Source organism: Paraburkholderia sp. DD10 (assembly GCF_049177125.1).
GTDB classification, from domain to species: domain Bacteria; phylum Pseudomonadota; class Gammaproteobacteria; order Burkholderiales; family Burkholderiaceae; genus Paraburkholderia; species Paraburkholderia terricola.
Genome location: NZ_CP185393.1, coordinates 1143258 through 1161522 on the forward strand (window position 1 = coordinate 1143258; position 18265 = coordinate 1161522).

At 65.9% G+C, this 18265-nt stretch carries 13 protein-coding genes; 9 read left to right on the forward strand and 4 right to left on the reverse strand.

Translation table 11 applies throughout. The features are described 5' to 3' along the window. Positions 1-279 precede the first annotated feature (279 nt). Positions 280-1164 carry an MOSC domain-containing protein gene (locus ACOCG7_RS20550; RefSeq protein ID WP_347143478.1) on the forward strand — a complete coding sequence of 295 codons (885 nt, stop codon included), beginning with the start codon at positions 280-282 and terminating at the stop codon, positions 1162-1164. 78 nt (positions 1165-1242) lie between these two features. Here ACOCG7_RS20550 and ACOCG7_RS20555 read toward each other — a convergent pair whose 3' ends face one another. The 3 genes from ACOCG7_RS20555 to ACOCG7_RS20565 form a co-directional block, all read right to left on the reverse strand. Further along, positions 1243-1629 (reverse strand): response regulator, encoded by a 387-nt coding sequence (locus ACOCG7_RS20555; RefSeq protein ID WP_073426621.1) that lies wholly within the window; start codon positions 1627-1629, stop codon positions 1243-1245. A gap of 308 nt (positions 1630-1937) precedes the next feature. Beyond that, positions 1938-2753, reverse strand: a complete 816-nt coding sequence (gene cobA, locus ACOCG7_RS20560; protein WP_347143479.1) for a uroporphyrinogen-III C-methyltransferase — start codon at positions 2751-2753, stop codon at positions 1938-1940. A 541-nt stretch (positions 2754-3294) separates the two neighbouring features. After that, positions 3295-3519 (reverse strand): hypothetical protein, encoded by a 225-nt coding sequence (locus ACOCG7_RS20565; protein ID WP_143326606.1) that lies wholly within the window; start codon positions 3517-3519, stop codon positions 3295-3297. Between ACOCG7_RS20565 and nirB the strand changes: the two genes are divergently transcribed. The 5 genes from nirB (at position 3496) to ACOCG7_RS20590 (ending at position 13098) form a co-directional block, all read left to right on the forward strand. Further along, entirely contained in the window at positions 3496-6036 is a 2541-nt protein-coding gene (nirB, locus tag ACOCG7_RS20570; protein WP_421379761.1) for a nitrite reductase large subunit NirB, read from the forward strand. The two genes, ACOCG7_RS20565 and nirB, sit on opposite strands and share 24 nt — an antisense overlap. Positions 6037-6081: 45 nt before the next feature. Then, positions 6082-6435, forward strand: a complete 354-nt coding sequence (gene nirD / locus ACOCG7_RS20575) for a nitrite reductase small subunit NirD (protein WP_073432585.1) — start codon at positions 6082-6084, stop codon at positions 6433-6435. A gap of 55 nt (positions 6436-6490) precedes the next feature. Then, positions 6491-10717, forward strand: a complete 4227-nt coding sequence (locus tag ACOCG7_RS20580) for a bifunctional nitrate reductase/sulfite reductase flavoprotein subunit alpha (RefSeq protein WP_347143828.1) — start codon at positions 6491-6493, stop codon at positions 10715-10717. Between the two features lie 241 nt (positions 10718-10958). After that, the gene (locus ACOCG7_RS20585; RefSeq protein WP_073432583.1) at positions 10959-12326 is read left to right on the forward strand and encodes an MFS transporter; all 1368 of its coding nucleotides are present in this window, start codon (positions 10959-10961) and stop codon (positions 12324-12326) included. Between the two features lie 97 nt (positions 12327-12423). Next, complete coding sequence (locus ACOCG7_RS20590) at positions 12424-13098, forward strand: type IV pili methyl-accepting chemotaxis transducer N-terminal domain-containing protein (RefSeq protein WP_083083733.1); 675 nt, start codon at positions 12424-12426, stop codon at positions 13096-13098. A 112-nt stretch (positions 13099-13210) separates the two neighbouring features. Here the strand turns inward: ACOCG7_RS20590 and ACOCG7_RS20595 are convergent. Next, a protein-coding gene (locus ACOCG7_RS20595) for an IS5 family transposase (RefSeq protein ID WP_421379767.1) occupies positions 13211-13968 on the reverse strand; the annotation gives its coding sequence in 2 pieces (ribosomal slippage) (positions 13211-13653 and positions 13653-13968; 759 coding nt in all). A gap of 66 nt (positions 13969-14034) precedes the next feature. Between ACOCG7_RS20595 and ACOCG7_RS20600 the strand changes: the two genes are divergently transcribed. The 3 genes from ACOCG7_RS20600 (at position 14035) to ACOCG7_RS20610 (ending at position 18258) form a co-directional block, all read left to right on the forward strand. Beyond that, positions 14035-14496 (forward strand): SRPBCC family protein, encoded by a 462-nt coding sequence (locus ACOCG7_RS20600; RefSeq protein WP_347143826.1) that lies wholly within the window; start codon positions 14035-14037, stop codon positions 14494-14496. A gap of 121 nt (positions 14497-14617) precedes the next feature. Further along, positions 14618-14932 (forward strand): ArsR/SmtB family transcription factor, encoded by a 315-nt coding sequence (locus ACOCG7_RS20605; RefSeq protein WP_073432588.1) that lies wholly within the window; start codon positions 14618-14620, stop codon positions 14930-14932. A 236-nt stretch (positions 14933-15168) separates the two neighbouring features. Beyond that, positions 15169-18258 carry an acetoacetate--CoA ligase gene (locus ACOCG7_RS20610; RefSeq protein ID WP_416448135.1) on the forward strand — a complete coding sequence of 1030 codons (3090 nt, stop codon included), beginning with the start codon at positions 15169-15171 and terminating at the stop codon, positions 18256-18258. Positions 18259-18265: the final 7 nt, after the last annotated feature.

Consider the following 18265-nt stretch of genomic DNA (forward strand, 5'->3'; position numbering starts at 1 on the left):
GAATGCGGCGCAAGCATGGCACGAAGAGCACGTTCGCAGCACATGGGCAGCGCAAGCGCGGCGCGAATGCAGCGCAAGCGCCGCACGACGAGGCACGAATGTGGCACAGGCGCGGCAGGATCGAGGCACGATCGAAGCGCAAGCGGCGTCACATTCGCTTCGACTCGAATGCGGGCGGCCCCGTCCATACACCTCCGCGAGACGCTGCGACAAAGCGCGTAGGCACTTTACAATCGAGCCTCGACAAAAAAATCGCGTGTCCCGCACGCCCCCCACATCATGCCGACCATCAGCGAGCTTTTCGTCTATCCGATCAAATCCTGCGCGGGCATTGCGTTGAATGAAGCGCGCCTTCACGCCACCGGCCTCGAATACGACCGCGGCTGGATGGTGGTCGACGCGAGCGGCGCAATGCTCACGCAGCGCGCGTATCCGCGCATGGCGCTGATCAAGGTGGAGTTCGGCGAACGGGAACTGGTGATCCGCGCGCCCGGCATGAGCGAACTGCGCACGCCGCTCGACGCCGCGCAGCTGCACGCGCCGCAAAAAGTGCAAACCGTGGTGTGGCGCGACGCGGCCTACGGACTCGACACAGGCGCCGCGAGCGCCGCGTGGTTCTCGAACTTTCTCGGCTTGCCGGCGCGGCTGTTGCGCTTCGATCCCGAGCGCGAACGCACCGTCGATCCCGAGTACACCGGCAGCACCGGCGGCGCGACCACGCATTTCGCCGACGGCTTTCCGCTGCTGGTGATCGGTCAGGCTTCGCTCGACGATCTGAACGCGCGTCTGAACAGCAAGGGCGCGCCGTCGATTCCGATGAGCCGGTTCCGTCCCAACATCGTGCTGACCGGACTGGAGGCGTACGAGGAGGATTACATCGAAAGCCTGAGCATCGAAAATCTCGAAGGGCAGCAGGGGCAGGATGTGCAATTGCAACTGGTCAAGCTGTGCGCGCGCTGCCCGATGCCGACCATCGACCAGGCGAAGGGCGCGCCCGATCCCGATTGGCCGAACGAGCCGACCGACACGCTGAGCGTCTACCGGGCGAACCCGCAGCGCGGAGGCAAGGTGACGTTCGGCAACAATGCGCTCGTCGCGCGCGGCGCCGGCGCGTGGCTGCGGGTCGGCCAGGCGGTGGAAGCGGAAATCGGTTTCGGCGATTAGCCGATCAGGCGACAGATCGGGCGCGGGGACCGGGAATCGAAGCAGGCGCCCGGATCAGCCGGCGGCGTCATGTGCCGCTCATGTGCCCGTCAGCGCGGCGAGAATGACCGGCATCGGCGTCGGCTTGACGAAATGGTGATCGAAGCCCGAGCGCAGCGAGTCGTTCCTGTCGTCGGGACAAGCGAGGCCGGTCACGGCCACCAGCGTCGGCGCGGGCGTGTCGCCCACGTTGCGGATGCACCGCGCCACCGAGCGTCCGTCGAGGCGCGGCATCTCCACGTCGAGCAAGGCGGCGGCCGGGTGCCACGCGCAATACTGCGCGAGCGCGTCGAGCCCGTTCTCCGCGGTCCGAACGTCGAAACCATGAGCGACGAAGAAAAGGGCGTAGGCGGCCAGCAGGTTCGCATCGTCGTCCGCGATCAGCAGCCGCGCAGCCAGGGGACTCGAAGCTAAGTGACTCGACATCGGGCTTCCTCGGATTGCATTCCCTGTGTAGAACAACAGAGCGAGCAATTTGAAGTCCCGATTCAGGCGTCGCCGGGGCCGCGCATTGACGCGGCTTTCGCGAGGCAGCGGCCACCGCCCGGTGAAGAAATTGCCATTGGCGATGAAAGACGGCCATATGGTTGCGCCGTGCGGCCCTCGTGCCTCATGCGGCTCATGTGGCTCATGCGGCTCGTGCGCCTCATGTGGCTATGTGGCTATGTGGCTATGTGGCTCATGTGGCTGGTGCGCCTCGTGCCGCTCGTGCGCCTGGCGGGGTTCGTCCCGCTTCAGGCGGCCCTGGCGGTCGCCTCCCGCCCACGCGACTCGCCCGCATCCGCGGCGGTGACGCCATCGCGCGACGCGTCGGCGTCCTGCGCCCTGGGTTCGACGCTCTCGCCGATCGCATCCCCCACCAGAATCACCGCCGGACTGCCGAAGCCCGCGCTCGCGGCGTCGGCGGCCAGCCGGTCGAGGCGCGTGAGCAGACGCCGCTCGTCGGCCCCGCCCGCCCACTGCACGACGGCGGCCGGCGTGTCGGCCGGCAGGCTCGCGAGCAGCGCGCCGGCGAGGCTCTCGATGCGCCGCATTCCCATGTAGATAGCCAGCGTGGTGCGGGTCGCGGCGAGCGCGGCCCAGTCCGGCTCGCCGTGGTCCTCGGTGTGGGCGGTGACGAAGCTCACGCCGTGGCAATGGCGCCGGTGCGTCAGCGAGACGCCGAGCCCCGCCGCGGCAGCGAAGCCCGACGAGATGCCGTTGACGATCTCCACCGTGATGCCCGCGCCGCGCAACGCCGCGAGTTCCTCGCCGGCGCGTCCGAACAGCAGCGCCTCGCCGCCTTTCACGCGGACCACGTGCAAGCCCTTGAGCGCATAACGCTGCATCAGCCGTTCGATGAACGCTTGCGGCGTGGAGCGGCAGCCGCCGCGCTTGCCGACGCGAATCACGCGCGCTTGCGGCGCGAGCGTCACGATGTCGGGATTGGCGAGGTCGTCGAGCAGCACGACGTCGGCGGCCGCCAGCGCTTTCGCGGCCTTGAGGGTGAGAAGGTCGAGATCGCCTGGGCCGGCGCTCAATAACGTCACCTTGCCGGGTTGGGTGTTCATCGCGGTGTCCTTAGCCTGTGTGTCTGTCCTTGCCGACGGCAGCCGTCGCGTCGGCGTCGAATAAAAAACGGCGTCCGCCCGTGACTGGTCACGAGGGGACGCCGTTGTCCGTGTTCCTGCTGCTTGCGGTATTCCTGTGGAGCGGGGCGAGGCACTGCGCTGTGTCTCGCCTGTCGACCGCGTGGGCCGCGTTCGCTCCGTCATCGGCTGCGTTGCCGGTGACCCGGCATTCGCTCATGCAAATACCACGCCACCCGCGGCCTGGCTTGCCGCGCTGTTCGGCGAGCGCTTGCCGAGCGCTTGCCGAGCGCTTGCCGCGCCGTGGCCGCAGGGCCGGAAAACACGCCGTCTACGCACCCGCCGCGCCCCCCATGCATGCCCGCTTCCCGCACGTGCCGGGTGCTGCGTCGCACCAAGCGTGTGCTTGCCTGCCTCAAAACCAATCGTCAGACCGCTGCGCCGCACGTCTGTGCGATTCGCCGCCAAGTCCCGTCACACAGCGCTCGCGCGGCCTTTCCGCGCAATTGGCACAGCCTTTGCATTAAGCCCTGCCATCGGACCAACGAGGGTCCGGCGCGAGCGCAACAACAAGGCGCTCGCCGCAGTACAGGTCAGGACAACGGCGTCCCCCGAATTCAGTCATCGACTGGGTTCGCGGGACGCCGTTTTTATTTTCCGAATCACTTTCGCCATCTGCCACGCGGCGGCGAACCCAGCCCAGCACATTGAGGAAAGCGCGGTCATGAAAATCATCGTTATCGGTCACGGGATGGTCGGTCACAAACTGGTCGAATGCCTCGCGCAGGACGCGGCGCACGGCCTCGACATCACGGTGCTGTGCGAGGAACCGCGTCCCGCCTACGACCGCGTGCATCTGTCCGAATTCTTCTCGGGCAAGAGCGCGGACGACCTGTCGCTGGTCGAACCCGGTTTCTTCGAGCGCCAGAACGTGCTGCTGAAGCTGAACGCGAAGGCCGTCTCGATCGACCGCGCCGCGCGCACCGTGACGGTATCGACCGGCGAGACGCTGCCGTACGACAGGCTGGTGTTCGCCACCGGTTCCTATCCGTTCGTGCCGCCGGTTGAAGGCCGCGAGCGCGCCGACTGCTTCGTCTACCGCACCATCGACGATCTGGAAGCGATGCAGGAATGCGGCGCGCGCTCGAAGACGGGCACGGTGGTCGGCGGCGGGCTGCTCGGTCTCGAATGCGCGAAGGCGTTGCGCGACATGGGCCTGCAGACGCACGTGGTGGAATTCGCGCCGCGCCTGATGGCCGTGCAGGTCGACGAAGGCGGCGGCCGCGTGCTGCGCACGAAGATCGAGGAACTCGGCGTGACGGTGCACACGCAGAAGAACACCACGGCGATCGTCGATGGCGAAAACGGCTCGCACCGCATGCAGTTCGCCGACGGCACGCATCTCGACACGGACATGATCGTGTTCTCCGCCGGCATCCGTCCGCGCGACGACCTCGCGCGCGACAGCGGCCTGACGCTCGGCGCGCGCGGCGGCATCGTGATCGACAACGCCTGCCGCACGAGCGACCCGCACATCTATGCGATCGGCGAATGCGCGCTGTGGAACGGTCAACTGTTCGGCCTCGTCGCGCCGGGTTACGACATGGCGCGCACGGTGGCGAAGCAGTTGCTCGGCGAGCCGGCCGAATTCGCCGGCGCCGACATGAGCACCAAGCTCAAGCTGATGGGCGTGGACGTCGCGAGCATCGGCGACGCGCATGGCACGACGCCGGGCAGCCGCGCCTACCAGTTCAGCGACGAGCGCAAGCAGGTCTACAAGAAGCTGGTGGTGTCCGAATGCGGCAAGTATCTGCTGGGCGGTGTGATGGTCGGCGACGCCAGCGAATACGGCACGCTGCTGCAGATGATGCTGAACCGCATCGAGCTGCCGGAAGCGCCCGAATTCCTGATCCTGCCGCAAAGCGACGGCAAGGCGAAGCCGGGACTCGGCGTCGACGCGCTGCCCGCGGCCGCGCAGATCTGCTCGTGCAACAACGTCTCGAAGGGCGATCTGTGCGCGGCCGTCTGCGCGGGCGCGACCGACATCGGCGCGCTCAAATGCGCGACCAGCGCCGGCACTTCGTGCGGCGGCTGCGTGCCGCTCGTCACGCAGGTGATGAAGGCCGAGATGAAGAAGCAGGGCCTCGCGGTCAACAACCACGTCTGCGAGCACTTCCCGTTCTCGCGCCAGGAGCTGTATCACATCGTGCGCGTCGAGGGCGTGCGCAGCTTCGGCGAACTGCTCGCGAAGCACGGCCGCGGGCTCGGCTGCGACATCTGCAAGCCGACGGTGGCGAGCATTCTCGCGTCGTGCTGGAACGAGTTCGTGCTGAAGAAGGAGCACGCGTCGCTGCAGGACACCAACGACTACTACCTCGCCAACATCCAGCGCGACGGCACCTACTCGGTCGTGCCGCGCATGGCGGGCGGCGAGGTGACGCCGGACGGCCTGATCGCGGTCGGCCAGGTGGCGAAGAAATACGGCCTCTACACGAAGATCACCGGCGGCCAGCGGGTCGATCTGTTCGGCGCGCGCGTCGAACAGCTGCCGTTCATCTGGGAAGAACTGATCGCCGCCGGTTTCGAATCGGGCCATGCATACGGCAAGGCGCTGCGCACCGTGAAGTCGTGCGTGGGCTCGACGTGGTGCCGTTATGGCGTCGGCGATTCGGTGGGCCTCGCGGTCGAGCTGGAGAACCGCTACAAGGGTCTGCGCACGCCGCACAAGATCAAGTTCGGCGTGTCGGGCTGCACCCGCGAGTGCGCGGAAGCGCAGGGCAAGGACGTCGGCGTGATCGCCACCGAGAAGGGCTGGAACCTCTACGTGTGCGGCAACGGCGGCATGAAGCCGCGCCACGCGGAACTGCTCGCGTCGGACCTCGATCGCGAAACGCTGGTGCGCTACATCGACCGCTTCCTGATGTTTTACGTGCGCACCGCCGACCGTCTGCAACGCACCAGCGTGTGGCGCGAGAGCCTCGAGGGCGGCCTCGATTATCTGATCGACGTGGTGGTCAACGATCACCTGGGCGTCGCGGCGGAACTGGAGTCGGATATGCGGCACGTGGTCGAGACCTACGAATGCGAATGGAAGAAGGCCGTGACCGATCCTGAAACGCGCAAGCGCTTCCGCCATTTCGTCAACAGCGATCAGGCCGACAACACCGTGACGTTCGTCGAGGAGCGCGGGCAGATTCGTCCGGCCACGCCGGTCGAACGGCAAGCGAAGCTGGTGTCGATTCCCGTGGTTGTCGAGACGGTCTGATTTTTTACCCCCACTCATTTTGCTCATTCACTGAGGAGTTCCGCGATGAACAACGACCGCCTGCCGCGCGCCTGGACACCGATCTGCACCCTCGACGACATCGTTCCGAACACGGGCGTCTGCGCGCTCGTCAACGGCGAACAGGTGGCGGTATTTCACGTGAACAGGCATGAGGAGGACACCGCCGTGTACGCGATCGAAAACTTCGATCCGGGCTCGCAGGCGGCGGTGCTGTCGCGCGGCCTGATCGGCAGCCTCGGCGAACGCATCGTGGTCGCCTCGCCGATCTACAAGCATCACTTCGATCTGCGCACCGGCGAATGCCTCGAATCACCGGAGTATTCCGTCAGCGCGTTCGCGACGCGGGTGGAAGACGGCCAGGTGTGGGTCGCGGTTTGAGCGTGCCGATTTCCTGTTTCCTGTTTCCTCTTTCTTTCGAACGACGCCATTTGCCATGTCCTCCACTAGCGTAAAAACCGTGTGCCCTTACTGCGGCGTTGGCTGCGGCATGGTGCTGCACGTTGAGGACGGCCAGGTCGTGAAGATCTCCGGCGACAAGGAGCATCCGGCCAACTTCGGGCGTCTGTGCACGAAGGGCCAGTCGGCGCACGTCGCGTTGCGCAAGTCGGGGCGTCTCGAAGACGCGTTCGTGCGTCATGCGCGCGACCGGGACCCCGCGCCGCTGCCGATGGCGCAGGCGATCAGCACCACGGCGGCGCGCTTGCGCGGCCTGCTCGACGAGCATGGACCGGACGCGCTGTCGTTCTACGTGTCCGGCCAGATGTCGATCGAAGCGCAGTACCTCGTCAACAAGCTCGCCAAGGGCTTCATCCGCACCAACAACATCGAGTCGAATTCGCGCCTTTGCATGGCGAGCGCGGGCAGCGGCTACAAGCTCTCGCTGGGCGCGGACGGTCCGCCGGGATCGTACGAGGACATCGACCACGCCGACCTGTTCTTCGTGATCGGCGCGAATATGGCCGACTGTCACCCGATTCTGTTCCTGCGCATGATGGATCGCGTGAAGGCGGGCGCGAAGCTGATCGTGGTCGATCCGCGCCGCAATGCGACCGCCGAGAAAGCCGACCTGTTCCTGCGGATCAAGCCGGGCACCGATCTCGCGCTGCTCAACGGCCTGCTGCATCTGCTGCACGAAAACGGCCATACGGATGCGGCTTTCATCGCCGAACACACCGAAGGCTGGGATGCGATGCCCGCGTTTCTCTCCGACTACACGCCGGAGATAGTCGCGGAGCTCACGGGTCTCGCCGCCGAGGATATTCGCCGCGCGGCGCAGATGATCGGCGCCTCGCGCGAGTGGATGAGCTGCTGGACCATGGGTCTGAATCAAAGCACGCATGGCACGTGGCACACCAACGCGATCTGCAACCTGCATCTCGCGACCGGCAAGATCTGCCGCCGCGGCAGCGGGCCGTTTTCGCTGACGGGCCAGCCGAACGCGATGGGCGGCCGCGAAATGGGCTACATGGGGCCGGGCTTGCCGGGTCAGCGCTCGGTGCTGGTCGACGAAGACCGCGCGTTTATCGAGAACCTGTGGGGCATCGCGCCCGGCACGCTCAGGACCGAAGTCGGCAACGGCACGATCGACATGTTCACGCGCATGGCCGCGGGCGACATCAAGGCGTGCTGGATCATCTGCACGAATCCGGTGGCGAGCGTGGCGAACCGGCAGAACGCGATCGCCGGCTTGCGCGCCGCCGAACTGGTGATCGCGCAGGACGCGTTCCTCGACACCGAGACCAACCGCTATGCCGACGTGCTGTTGCCCGGCGCGCTGTGGGCCGAGGCGGAAGGCGTGATGATCAACTCCGAGCGCAACCTCACGCTGATGCAAAAGGGCATCGAGCCGCCGGGCGCCGCGTTGCCGGACTGGCAGATCATCGCGCGCGTCGCGTGCGAAATGGGTTTCGCCGATGCGTTCACCTATGCGAGCGCCGAGGAAGTGTTCGCGGAAATCACGCGCACGTCGAATCCGACAACCGGCTACGACTTGCGCGGCGCGAGCCATCGCCGTCTGAAGGAAACGCCGCTGCAATGGCCGCTCGCCGACGACGCGGCCGAGCGCAATCCGCTTCGCTATATCAACGACGGCGTGAGCCAGCCGTTGAAGCAATGGCCCGACGGCAGCCGTCCGCGGCTCGTGTTTCCGACCGCGAGCGGCAAGGCCAGGTTTTTCGCGCGCGCCCATGCGGCGCCCGCCGAACTGCCCGATCGCGAATTCCCGATCGTGTTGAACACGGGCCGCTTGCAGCATCAATGGCACACCATGACCAAGACCGGCAAGGTCGCGATGCTCAACAAGCTGAACCCCGGTCCGTTCGTCGAGATTCATCCCGAAGACGCGGCCGCGCTCGGCATCAAGCCGAAAGATCCGGTCGAGATTCGTTCGCGCCGTGGCCGCGCGGTGTTGCCCGCGGTCGTCAGCGAACGCGTGAGCGCGGGCAACTGCTTTGCGCCGATGCACTGGAACGACGTGTTCGGCGACGACCTGTGCATCAACGCGGTGACGAGCGACGCGATCGACCCGGTTTCGCAGCAGCCCGAACTCAAGTTCTGCGCGGTCGCGCTGAGCCCGGTGGCGCTCGACAGCGCCGAGCCGATGTCGACCGGCGACGACGAGGCGCTTGCCGAAACGTCCGCCGTCGCGATGAGCGTTGCCGGTGACATGAGCGCCGCGAGTGCCGCGCCCGCGAACGCCGTCACGGCTCGCGCCGAGGATCTGGATATGCCCCGTATCAATGCCATCACCAGCCTGCTGCAGTTGCCGCAAGTGAGCGCGCCGTCGTTCACCGAAACAGAGCGCGCCTACCTCTCGGGCTTCGTCAGCGGACTGCGTTCGGCGGAAGCGCAAGGCATCGACCACGTGCCGGTTCTGCCGGGCAGCGCGCCGTTCGGCGCGACGAGCCGCCTCTATGTGGACGGCTTGCTCGCGGGACTCTATAGCCGTGGCGCGACGGCCGTCACGAAGCCGGCCGCCGCACGCGCCGAGGCTCACGCGGACGCCGCGAATTCGTCGGGCGTGCGCATCGTGCGCGCGCGTCCGAAGGTGACGCTGCTGTGGGCCTCGCAAACCGGCAACACCGAATCGCTCACGGAGCGCTACGCCACGCGTTTGATGGAATCGCGCTTCGAGATTCGCACCTCGTGCATGGCCGACTATCCGGTCGCGTCGCTCGCCAAGGCGCAATACGTGCTGCTGATGACGAGCACGTTCGGCGACGGCGATCCGCCCGACAACGCGCAAAGTTTGTGGACGCAATTGAGCGCCGCGAACGCGCCGCGTCTCGACGGCGTGCGCTTTGCCGTGCTCGCGCTCGGCGACCGCAACTACGATCAATTCTGCGGCCACGGCCGCCGCCTCGACGAACGTCTCGCGGAACAGGGTGCGCTGCGTCTGATGGAGCGCGTCGATTGCGACAGCGAGTATCAGGAGAGCGCCGACGCGTGGCTCGAACGCATCATCGTGCGCATCAACGAAGAAGATGCCGCGCTGCATGCGGTGCCGCCGGGCGGCATGATCAATGCGGTGGTGCCGGGCGCGGTGCCGACCAAGACGCGCCCGGCCGCATCGCGGCTCGTCACGAACCTGCGCCTGAACAAGCCGGGCACCGCGAAGGACACGCGCTACTTCTCGCTGAGCACCGAGGGCTCCGGCCTCGAATACGAAGCGGGCGACGCGCTCGGCGTATGGCCGAGCAATTGCCCCGAACTCGTCGACGAATTGATCGCGCTGAGCGGCCTGAGCGCGGAGGCTTCGGTGCACGTGCCGGGCGCGGGCGACCTGCGTCTTGCCGACGCGCTCGGCAAGCACTATGAGATCGCGCGCCCGAATCCCGATGCGCTCGCCTTCATCGCCTCGCGCAGCAGCAACGGCGCGCTGCGCGATCTGCTGACGCCCGAGCGCAAGGCCGACCTCAAGCAATGGCTATGGGGACAGCAACTCGCCGACGTGCTGCACGAGTTTCCCGTGAGCCTCACGGCCGCCGAATTGACCGGCATGCTCAAGCGTTTGCAGCCGCGTCTGTACTCGATCGCGTCGAGCCCGAAGGCCCATCCGGGCGAGGTGCATCTGACCGTTTCCGCGGTGCGCTACAGCAATGGCCGCCGTCATCGCAAAGGCGTGTCGTCGACTTTTCTCGCCGACCGTGCGGGCGACGTGAACGTGCCGGTGTTCGTGCAGAAGTCCGCGCATTTTCGTCCTCCGCACCACGCCGACACGCCGATGATCATGGTCGGCCCCGGCACCGGCGTTGCACCGTTTCGCGGCTTTCTGCACGAGCGCCGTGCACGCGGCGACAAGGGGCGCAACTGGCTGTTCTTCGGCGAGCAACATGCGGCGAGCGACTTCTACTATCGCGACGAACTGGAAGCGCTGCGCGACAGCGGCGTGCTCACCCGGCTCGATGTCGCGTTCTCGCGCGATCAGGCGGAAAAGATCTACGTGCAGGACCGCATGCGCGAGCAGGGCGCGCAACTGTGGGCGTGGCTCGAGGAGGGCGCGCACTTCTACGTATGCGGCGACGCGAGCCGCATGGCGAAGGATGTCGACGCGGCACTCAAGCAAGTGGTCGCGCGGCACGGCGGCATGAGCGACGAGAAGGCGCTCGACTACGTGAACCGTCTCGCGCAGGAAAAGCGCTACATGCGCGACGTTTATTGACGGTTCAGCGGGCCGGCGGACTCGCGGTTAAGCGGCTTGAAGACGCTTCCGAAGCGAGTTCAAAACGATTTCAAAGAGCACGTAATACAGCATCAAAAGAGGGACCCTGATGGCATGGACGTTGCATGTTCAGGCGGGTTTTCAACATCGTGATCGTTCCGGTGCGTGGCGCTCGAAACCCAATCAGTGTAATGAGCGCAACGAGCCGGATAGTGAACAATCAGTTTGACGAGGATGTCTGATGAAAAACGTGATGAGCTCCCTAAAGAGCGGAGATTGGCGCGCACTGGTAGCGTGTTTCCTCTATTTCGACACCGGCTTTACCGTGTGGGTTCTGTATGGACCGCTCGCGCCGTTCATCAGCAAGAGCATTTCGATGTCGCCCGCGCAGCAGGGTTTGCTGGTTGCCGTGCCGGTATTGTCCGCGGCGATCCTGCGCGTGACGCTGGGTAATCTGTATCAATCGGCGCACGGCAAGCGCATTGCGTTGATGGGCGTGCTGCTGTCGGCGGTGCCGACCATCGTGTTGCCGCTGTTGCCGTTCGTGCCGTCGTACACGTTGCTGCTGGTGCTCGGCGTGTTCCTCGGCGTGGGCGGCGCGAGCTTCGCGGTGGCGTTGCCGATGGCCGGCAGCAACTATCCGCCGAAGGTGCAGGGCCTGGTGCTGGGTCTCGCCGCGGCCGGCAACATCGGCGCGGTGCTCGACGGCTTCATGTTCCCGCAACTGGCCACGCACTACGGCTGGCAAATGGCGACCGTCGGCGCGTTGCCGCTGCTCGCGATTTCCGGCATCACGCTGTACTTCTGGGCCAACGATGCGGGCGTGAAGTCGGGCAGCGTGCTGCGCGCGTTCGGCAGCTTCGCGATCACGCTGGTCGGTTTGATCGCGCTGGTGCTGCTCGTCGAAGCCGGCTTGTTCGGCTCGGGCAAGACCGGTGTGCTGCTGTTGCCGGTGATCGGCTCGCTGCTCGCCATCGCCGTGCTGCCCAAGCGCTATCGCGCGGTGCTGACCGAGCGCGACACGTGGGCGATCATGCTGGTGTACAGCATCACGTTCGGCGGTTTCGTCGGCATGTCGTCGTATGTGTCGCTGCTGCTGACCAACCTCTATCAACTCTCGAAGATCGACGCGGGCCTGTTCATGGCGCTGCTTGCCGCGACCGGCGCGATCGTGCGTCCGCTCGGCGGCCTGATCGCCGACCGCGTCTCCGGCGTGCGCGCGCTGACCGTGCTGCTCGCGATCATCTCGCTGTGCGACTTCGTGTTCGCCGCGGCGATGCCTTCGATGGCGGGCGGCATCACGCTGCTGGTGTGCCTGTACGTGGCCTTCGGTCTCGGCAACGGCGCGACCTTCCAACTGGTCCCGCATCGCTGGGCGGGCCGCACGGGTCTGATGTCGGGCATCGTCGGCGCGGCGGGCGGCATCGGCGGCTTCTATCTGCCGGTGGTGATGGGCATCGCGAAGGAAAGCACCGGCAGCTATCAGATGGGCTTTGCGACGTTCGGCGCGCTGGCCGCTTGCGCGTTCCTCGCGATCGTCGCGCTGCGCCGTCCGTGGATGGCGTGGTCGATGCAAACCAGCGGGATTCACGCGCACGCCACAGAGTAATACAACCGGGCATCCGCGCCGGCGCGTGCATGTTGAACGCTCGCGCGGTGCGGATGCCGATGGCGCGACGGGCCGATCGATAAAATAAAAAACCGATATGAGCATCACGAAAGAACGGCTTCATGCGCCGCCGTCCGACACGGACGTTTCCGGCGAGGTCCTGGGCTCGTTGATCAACATGGCGGGGCGTCAACGAATGCTGTCGCAACGCATCGCGCTCAAGGCGATGCTGGCGTTCCAGCAGTTCGACGGCGCGCTCGCGATTGCACGCGACACGTTGCGCACCTTTGCCGACACCCACACGGTGCTGGTGCAAGGCCGCGACGGCTTGCCCGGACTGTTTTCTCCCGCGCTGCGCGAGGCCTTTCACGGCGGCGAGCACGTCGCGAGAAAGATCACCGACTTCATCGCGCTGGCCTCGACGGCGATCGACGCGATCGGGCGCGCGTCGCCCGCTGCCGAAGACGCGTTGAAAGCGTTGATCGGATCGGTGGACCCGCTGCTGATGCATCTGCACGCGGTGACCGCGGTCTACGAGCAGGAAAGCCGGCGCATTGCGCGGGCGCAGAAGAAAGAGCAGCGCGACCTGATCGAACGGATCAGCTCGATCGCGAAGGAAGCGCATATCGTCTCGTTCAACGGGCAGATCGTCGCGAGCCGGTCCGATGTGACCGGCCGCGAGTTCGCCGTGGTGGCCGGCGTGATGACCGGCATCACGAAGGAACTGGAAGCCGTGGTCAATGCCTTCGTGAAAAAAACCTCGGCCGCATGAGCGGTGGTCTCCCGTTCGCGTTTCCTTCAATCGTTTCCCTGCGGAAACGGCGCAAGGAATAGGCAGGCAAGCACTTGCATATTGCGCGTCGCGCTCCTAGGGCGTGTTCACACTACCTGAGTCCATCGACGATAAGCGCGAAATTGATGAAGGCGATGAACATCACATCCAGTTTGTCGAATCGCGAGAAGATGCGGCGGAAGCCTTTGAGTCTTCGAAACAGTCGCTCCACTTCGTTTCGACGTTTGTACATTTCCCGATCGTATTCCCATGGTTCAAGGCGATTGCTTTTTGGCGGGACAACGGGGATGAAGCCCAGGTCAAGCGCGAGTTGTCGCGTCTCGTCGCCCTCATACGCCTTGTCCATTAGCAAGTGCAGTGGCCGATTCGGTGGCCCGAGGCTTTGTAGCAACGCTCGTCCCTGGGGGGCATCACCGGACTGGCCGGGGGAAAGTGCGAACGTTATGGCTGTTCGAGCATCTGCGGCAACCATATGAATCTTGGTAGTCCATCCGGCTCGGCACTTGCCGATGGCCTGGGGTCCGTTTTTTTTAATGCGCCAGTCCCATCTGGATGCACCTTTACGATCGTGCTATCCAGCGAGACTGCCTCGATCCTGACACGAACGATCTGGGCACGCTGCAATTCGGTAAATACGCGATCCAGCACGCCGCTTTTGGACCAACGGTTCATCCGCGTATAGATCGTGTGCCACCGACCAAAGCGCTTGGGCAAACCACGCCACTTGCAACCATGCTCAGCAACATAAAGAATCGCATTCAACACTTGAAGGTTCGACATGCTGATGTTGCCACGTTGACGCGGCAAACAATGTTCGACCTTTTGAAATTGGGCTTCGGTGAGTTCCATTCCCGAAGTTTACAGGTAAAAACCATTAGTGTGAACAGGCCCTAGTATGCAGGCAGGAGGCTGCCTATGACCACATCAACCGATCGCATCGAAAAGCAGATTCTGCTGAAGGCGCCGCGCTCGCGCGTCTGGCGCGCGTTGTCCAACGCCGAGGAATTCGGCGCATGGTTCGGCGTGAATTTCAGCGGCAAGCAGTTCGTCGCCGGCCAGTCCGTGCAAGGCAATATCACCTATCCGGGCTACGAGCATCTCGTCATGGACGTGACGGTGGAGCGGATCGAGCCGGAACATCACCTGTCGTGGCGCTGGCATCCGGCCGCGGTCGACGTGTCGGTCGACTATTCGATCGAGCCCACTACGCTGGTGGTGTTCGAACTGACCGAGGTCGATTCGGGCACCTTGCTGCGCGTCGTCGAATCGGGCTTCGATCAGATTCCCGCCGCGCGCCGCGACGAGGCGTTTCGTATGAATAGCGGCGGCTGGGAGCAACAGCTAGTCAATATCGAAAAGCATGTCGCCGCGGGTTAAGACGGCCGCCGCCAGGGCGGCCACGACGAACGCGAACGCGAAGGCGAAGGCGAACGCGAATGCCAAGGCGAACGCGAACGCCAAGGCGGTGAAGTCGAAAACGGCGAGCCTGAAGGCCGCCATGCTGAAAAGCGCCGCGCCCATTTTCGCGGCGCTCGGCGACGAGACGCGCCTGCGCCTGATCGCCGTATTGTGCGCGGGCAGCGCGATGTCGATCGCGCAACTCACCGCCGGAACCGACATCACCCGGCAGTCCGTCACGCAGCACTTGCAGGTGCTCGCCAACGCGGGCCTCGTGCGCGACGTCAAGGTCGGCCGTGAACGCTTGTGGGCGTTCGAGCCGGCTCATCTCGACGAAGCGCGGCGCGCGCTCGAAGCGATCTCGCGGCAATGGGATCATGCGTTGCTGAGCCTGAAGGCGGCAGTGGAAGAGTAGAGGCGTCCTCGCCGCCCCGCGCCTCGCGCCACGCCATTGCGCGTCGTTGGTGCGATGTCGAACAGAGCTACCACGGTGCAGTCATTAGCCTTCAGAAGTAGTAGACGAAGGCTCCTCAAGAGCTTGCCCAGGCAGCGCCGGGCAGGACTCGTCCGATTGGGGTTTTCCGTCGACGCAACGAATCATGCGAGGCGTGTCCCGGCGAGGATGGCGCGCGCTTGAAGGGGGAGCTTCTGATGGATCGCATGGATCTGGTCGGCGCCTCGTCGAGCGCCGCATCGCGCCTATCGTTCCATGAGATCCAGCCCGATCGCGCCGCGACCTCGCAGATGACGGCATTCACGCGCGCGCTCGAACGCCACACCGGGCGCAGCTTCGCGGACTATCAGGCGCTGCACGATTTCTCGGTGCGCGACTATCGGACCTTCTGGTCATTCCTGCTGCGCTGGTCGGAAGATATCGACTGGTCGGGCAGCGCCGAGCCGGCCTGCATCGGCGACGAATGCGAGCACGCGCGTTTCTTTCCGCGTGTGCGGCTCAATTATGCGGAGGCGTTGCTGAACCTGGCGGTCGCGCCGGCGCACATGCCCGCGCTCACCGTGTGTCACGCGAACGGCCCCACGCTGCACCTGACTCGCGGCGAATTGCGCGAGCGCGTGGCGCGGCTGGCCGACGCGCTGTCGGCGCTGGGCCTGGGCGAGGGCGACCGGGTGATCGGCGTGCTGCGCAACGACGCCGACGCGGTCGTGACCGCGCTGGCCGTCACCGCGCTGGGCGCGACGCTGTCCACCGTCGCGCCGGAAATGAGCGCCGAGACCATGCTCGAACGTTTCCAGCCGCTCGAACCGCGTTTCATGTTCGCGCACACCGCCGCGCAGCCGTTCGACATCGGCGTGCCGGTGGAGGCGAACGTCGCCGTGCTGGCCGCAGCCTTGCCGTCGCTGCAACATATCGTCGTGCTGGACGGCGGCAGCTTGCCGGACAGGGTTAAGCCCACCGTGCATGCGATGGCCGACCTGATCGCGAACGGCGACGCCGCGCGCTTCGTGTGGCGGCAGTTCCCGTTCAACGAGCCGCTCTTCATCATGTTTTCGTCGGGCACCACCGGCAAGCCCAAATGCATCGTGCACGGCGCCGGCGGCACGCTGCTGGAGCATCTGAAGGAACACCGCCTGCATAGCGATCTGCGGCCCGGCGAGCGGCTCTTCTTTCACACCAGTTGCGCGTGGATGATGTGGAACTGGCAGTTGTCGGCGCTCGCGTCGGGCGTGGAGATCGTGACTTACGACGGTCCGATTTCCACGGTCGACACGCTGTGGCGGCTCGTCGCCGACGAGCGCGCCACCGTGTTCGGCACGAGCCCCGCGTACCTGAAAATGAGCGAGGAGGCCGGGCTCGTCCCAGGCAGGCAGTTCGATCTGGGCGCGTTGCGGGCGATGCTGTCGACGGGCGCGGTGCTGTACGACGCGCAATTCGCGTGGGTGCGCGATCACGTCAAGCCCCTGCCGCTGCAATCGATCTCGGGCGGCACGGACATTCTCGGCTGCTTCGTGCTGGGCAATCCGACGCTGCCCGTGTACGCGGGCGAGGCGCAATGCCGGAGCCTCGGGCTCGACGTTCAGGCATGGGAGCAGGGCAAGCGCACGGACGGCGTCGGCCAGTTGGTCTGCGCGAACCCGTTCCCGTCCCGTCCGCTCGGTTTCTTCGGCGACACCGACGGCGCGCGCTTTCACGCCGCCTATTTCGCCGACAACCCCGGCGTGTGGACGCACGGCGACCTGATCGAGGTGTCGCGCGAAGGCTCCGTGCGCCTGCACGGCCGCTCGGATGGCTTACTGAACGTGCGCGGCATCAACGTCGGTCCCGGTGAGATTTATCGCATCCTCAACGACATTCCCGAGATTCACGAATCGATGGTCGTGCAGCAGCATGCGCGCGTCGCGCCGGCGGACGGCTCGAGCGCCGTGGCGAGCGAACCACGCGTGGTGTTGTTGCTGGTGTTGCGCGACGGATGCGTGCTGAACGGCGCCCTGGCCGCGCGGGTGCGGCACGACCTCGCGCGGCGCGCGTCGCCCGCGCACGTGCCGGATCGCATCCTCGCCGTGGCCGAGTTGCCGGTCACGCACAACGGCAAGCTGTCCGAGGCGTCGGTGCGCAACGCGGTCAACGGCTTGCCCGCCGGCAATGCGGCCGCGCTGCGCAACCCGGCCTGCCTCGACGCGATTCGCCATCATCCCGCGCTGCACCTCGCCACGCGCGAGATTCCGCCGCCGGGCGAGACGCTCGAATCGCTGGAAAAGCATGTGCAGGCGCATTGGGAGCGGCTGTTCGAGTTCGCGCCGATCGGCCGCGACGACAACTTCTTCGAGCTGGGCGGCCATTCGTTGCTCGCCGCGCGAATGCTCGCGGAGATCCATCAGACCACGGGCCGCGCGATGCCGCTGGCGACGCTGATGATCGCCCCGACGATCGCGCGCCTCGCCGCCGCCATCGACGAAAGCGCGCGGCAACCCGCGTCGTCGCCGATCCTGCTGCAAGTGCGCGCCGGCGAGGGCACGCCGATTTTTCTGGCGCACAGCGTGAGCGGTTCGGTGATGGAGTGTTTGACGCTGGTGAATGCGCTGCACAGCCGGCGTCCGGTGTATGGCTTGCAGGCGCACGGTCTGGACGGGGAGCAGCCGATGCACCGACGCGTCGAGGACATGGCCGCGAGCTACGTCGAGCAGATGCGCCGCGTGCAGCCGAGCGGACCCTACGCGATCGCGGGTTTTTCATTCGGCGGACTGGTGGCGTTCGAGATTGCGCAGCAGCTATCGCGCGCGGGCGAGCGGATCGAACTGCTGTGCTTGCTGGATACCTACGTGCATGAGCATTTTCTGCCGCTGCACGTGCGCTTGCGGCACCACTGGCGCATGGCCGGCGGGCAGTTGCGCGAACTGCGCGCGGTGCCGGCCGCCCGGCTGCCCGGTTATCTGGCCGGCAAGCTGGTGCACGCGACCGACCGGATACGCCGCCGCACCGGGCGCAGCGCGCGCCGCCCGGACCCCTTCATCGCGAGCTTGCCGCCGACGTTGCGGCGCATTCGCGAAACGATGGGCACGGCGATGCGGACGTATCGCCCTCGTCCGTATGAGGCCGGGCCGATTCTTTATCTGCGCGCGGCGATTGCGGAGCGGGAGCGGGGCGACCCGATGCCGTTATGGCGCAGCATCGCGCGCGGCGGTCTGGTGGTCGCCGAGGTGTCGGGCGGACACGGCGACATGATCGTGGAGCCGAACGTGCAGCGAGCCGCGGCCGTTCTGGATGAACGGCTGGCGAGCGCGTGAAGAGGGA

Excerpts from the sequence above, each read along its gene's own strand:
- ACOCG7_RS20550 (WP_347143478.1), top strand. The coding sequence starts at position 280 with ATGCCGACCATCAGCGAGCTTTTCGTCTATCCGATCAAATCCTGCGCG.
- ACOCG7_RS20555 (WP_073426621.1), bottom strand. The coding sequence starts at position 1,629 with ATGTCGAGTCACTTAGCTTCGAGTCCCCTGGCTGCGCGGCTGCTGATC.
- cobA (WP_347143479.1), bottom strand. The coding sequence starts at position 2,753 with ATGAACACCCAACCCGGCAAGGTGACGTTATTGAGCGCCGGCCCAGGC.
- nirB (WP_421379761.1), top strand. The coding sequence starts at position 3,496 with ATGAAAATCATCGTTATCGGTCACGGGATGGTCGGTCACAAACTGGTC.
- nirD (WP_073432585.1), top strand. The coding sequence starts at position 6,082 with ATGAACAACGACCGCCTGCCGCGCGCCTGGACACCGATCTGCACCCTC.
- ACOCG7_RS20580 (WP_347143828.1), top strand. The coding sequence starts at position 6,491 with ATGTCCTCCACTAGCGTAAAAACCGTGTGCCCTTACTGCGGCGTTGGC.
- ACOCG7_RS20585 (WP_073432583.1), top strand. The coding sequence starts at position 10,959 with ATGAAAAACGTGATGAGCTCCCTAAAGAGCGGAGATTGGCGCGCACTG.
- ACOCG7_RS20590 (WP_083083733.1), top strand. The coding sequence starts at position 12,424 with ATGAGCATCACGAAAGAACGGCTTCATGCGCCGCCGTCCGACACGGAC.
- ACOCG7_RS20600 (WP_347143826.1), top strand. The coding sequence starts at position 14,035 with ATGACCACATCAACCGATCGCATCGAAAAGCAGATTCTGCTGAAGGCG.
- ACOCG7_RS20605 (WP_073432588.1), top strand. The coding sequence starts at position 14,618 with ATGCTGAAAAGCGCCGCGCCCATTTTCGCGGCGCTCGGCGACGAGACG.
- ACOCG7_RS20610 (WP_416448135.1), top strand. The coding sequence starts at position 15,169 with ATGGATCGCATGGATCTGGTCGGCGCCTCGTCGAGCGCCGCATCGCGC.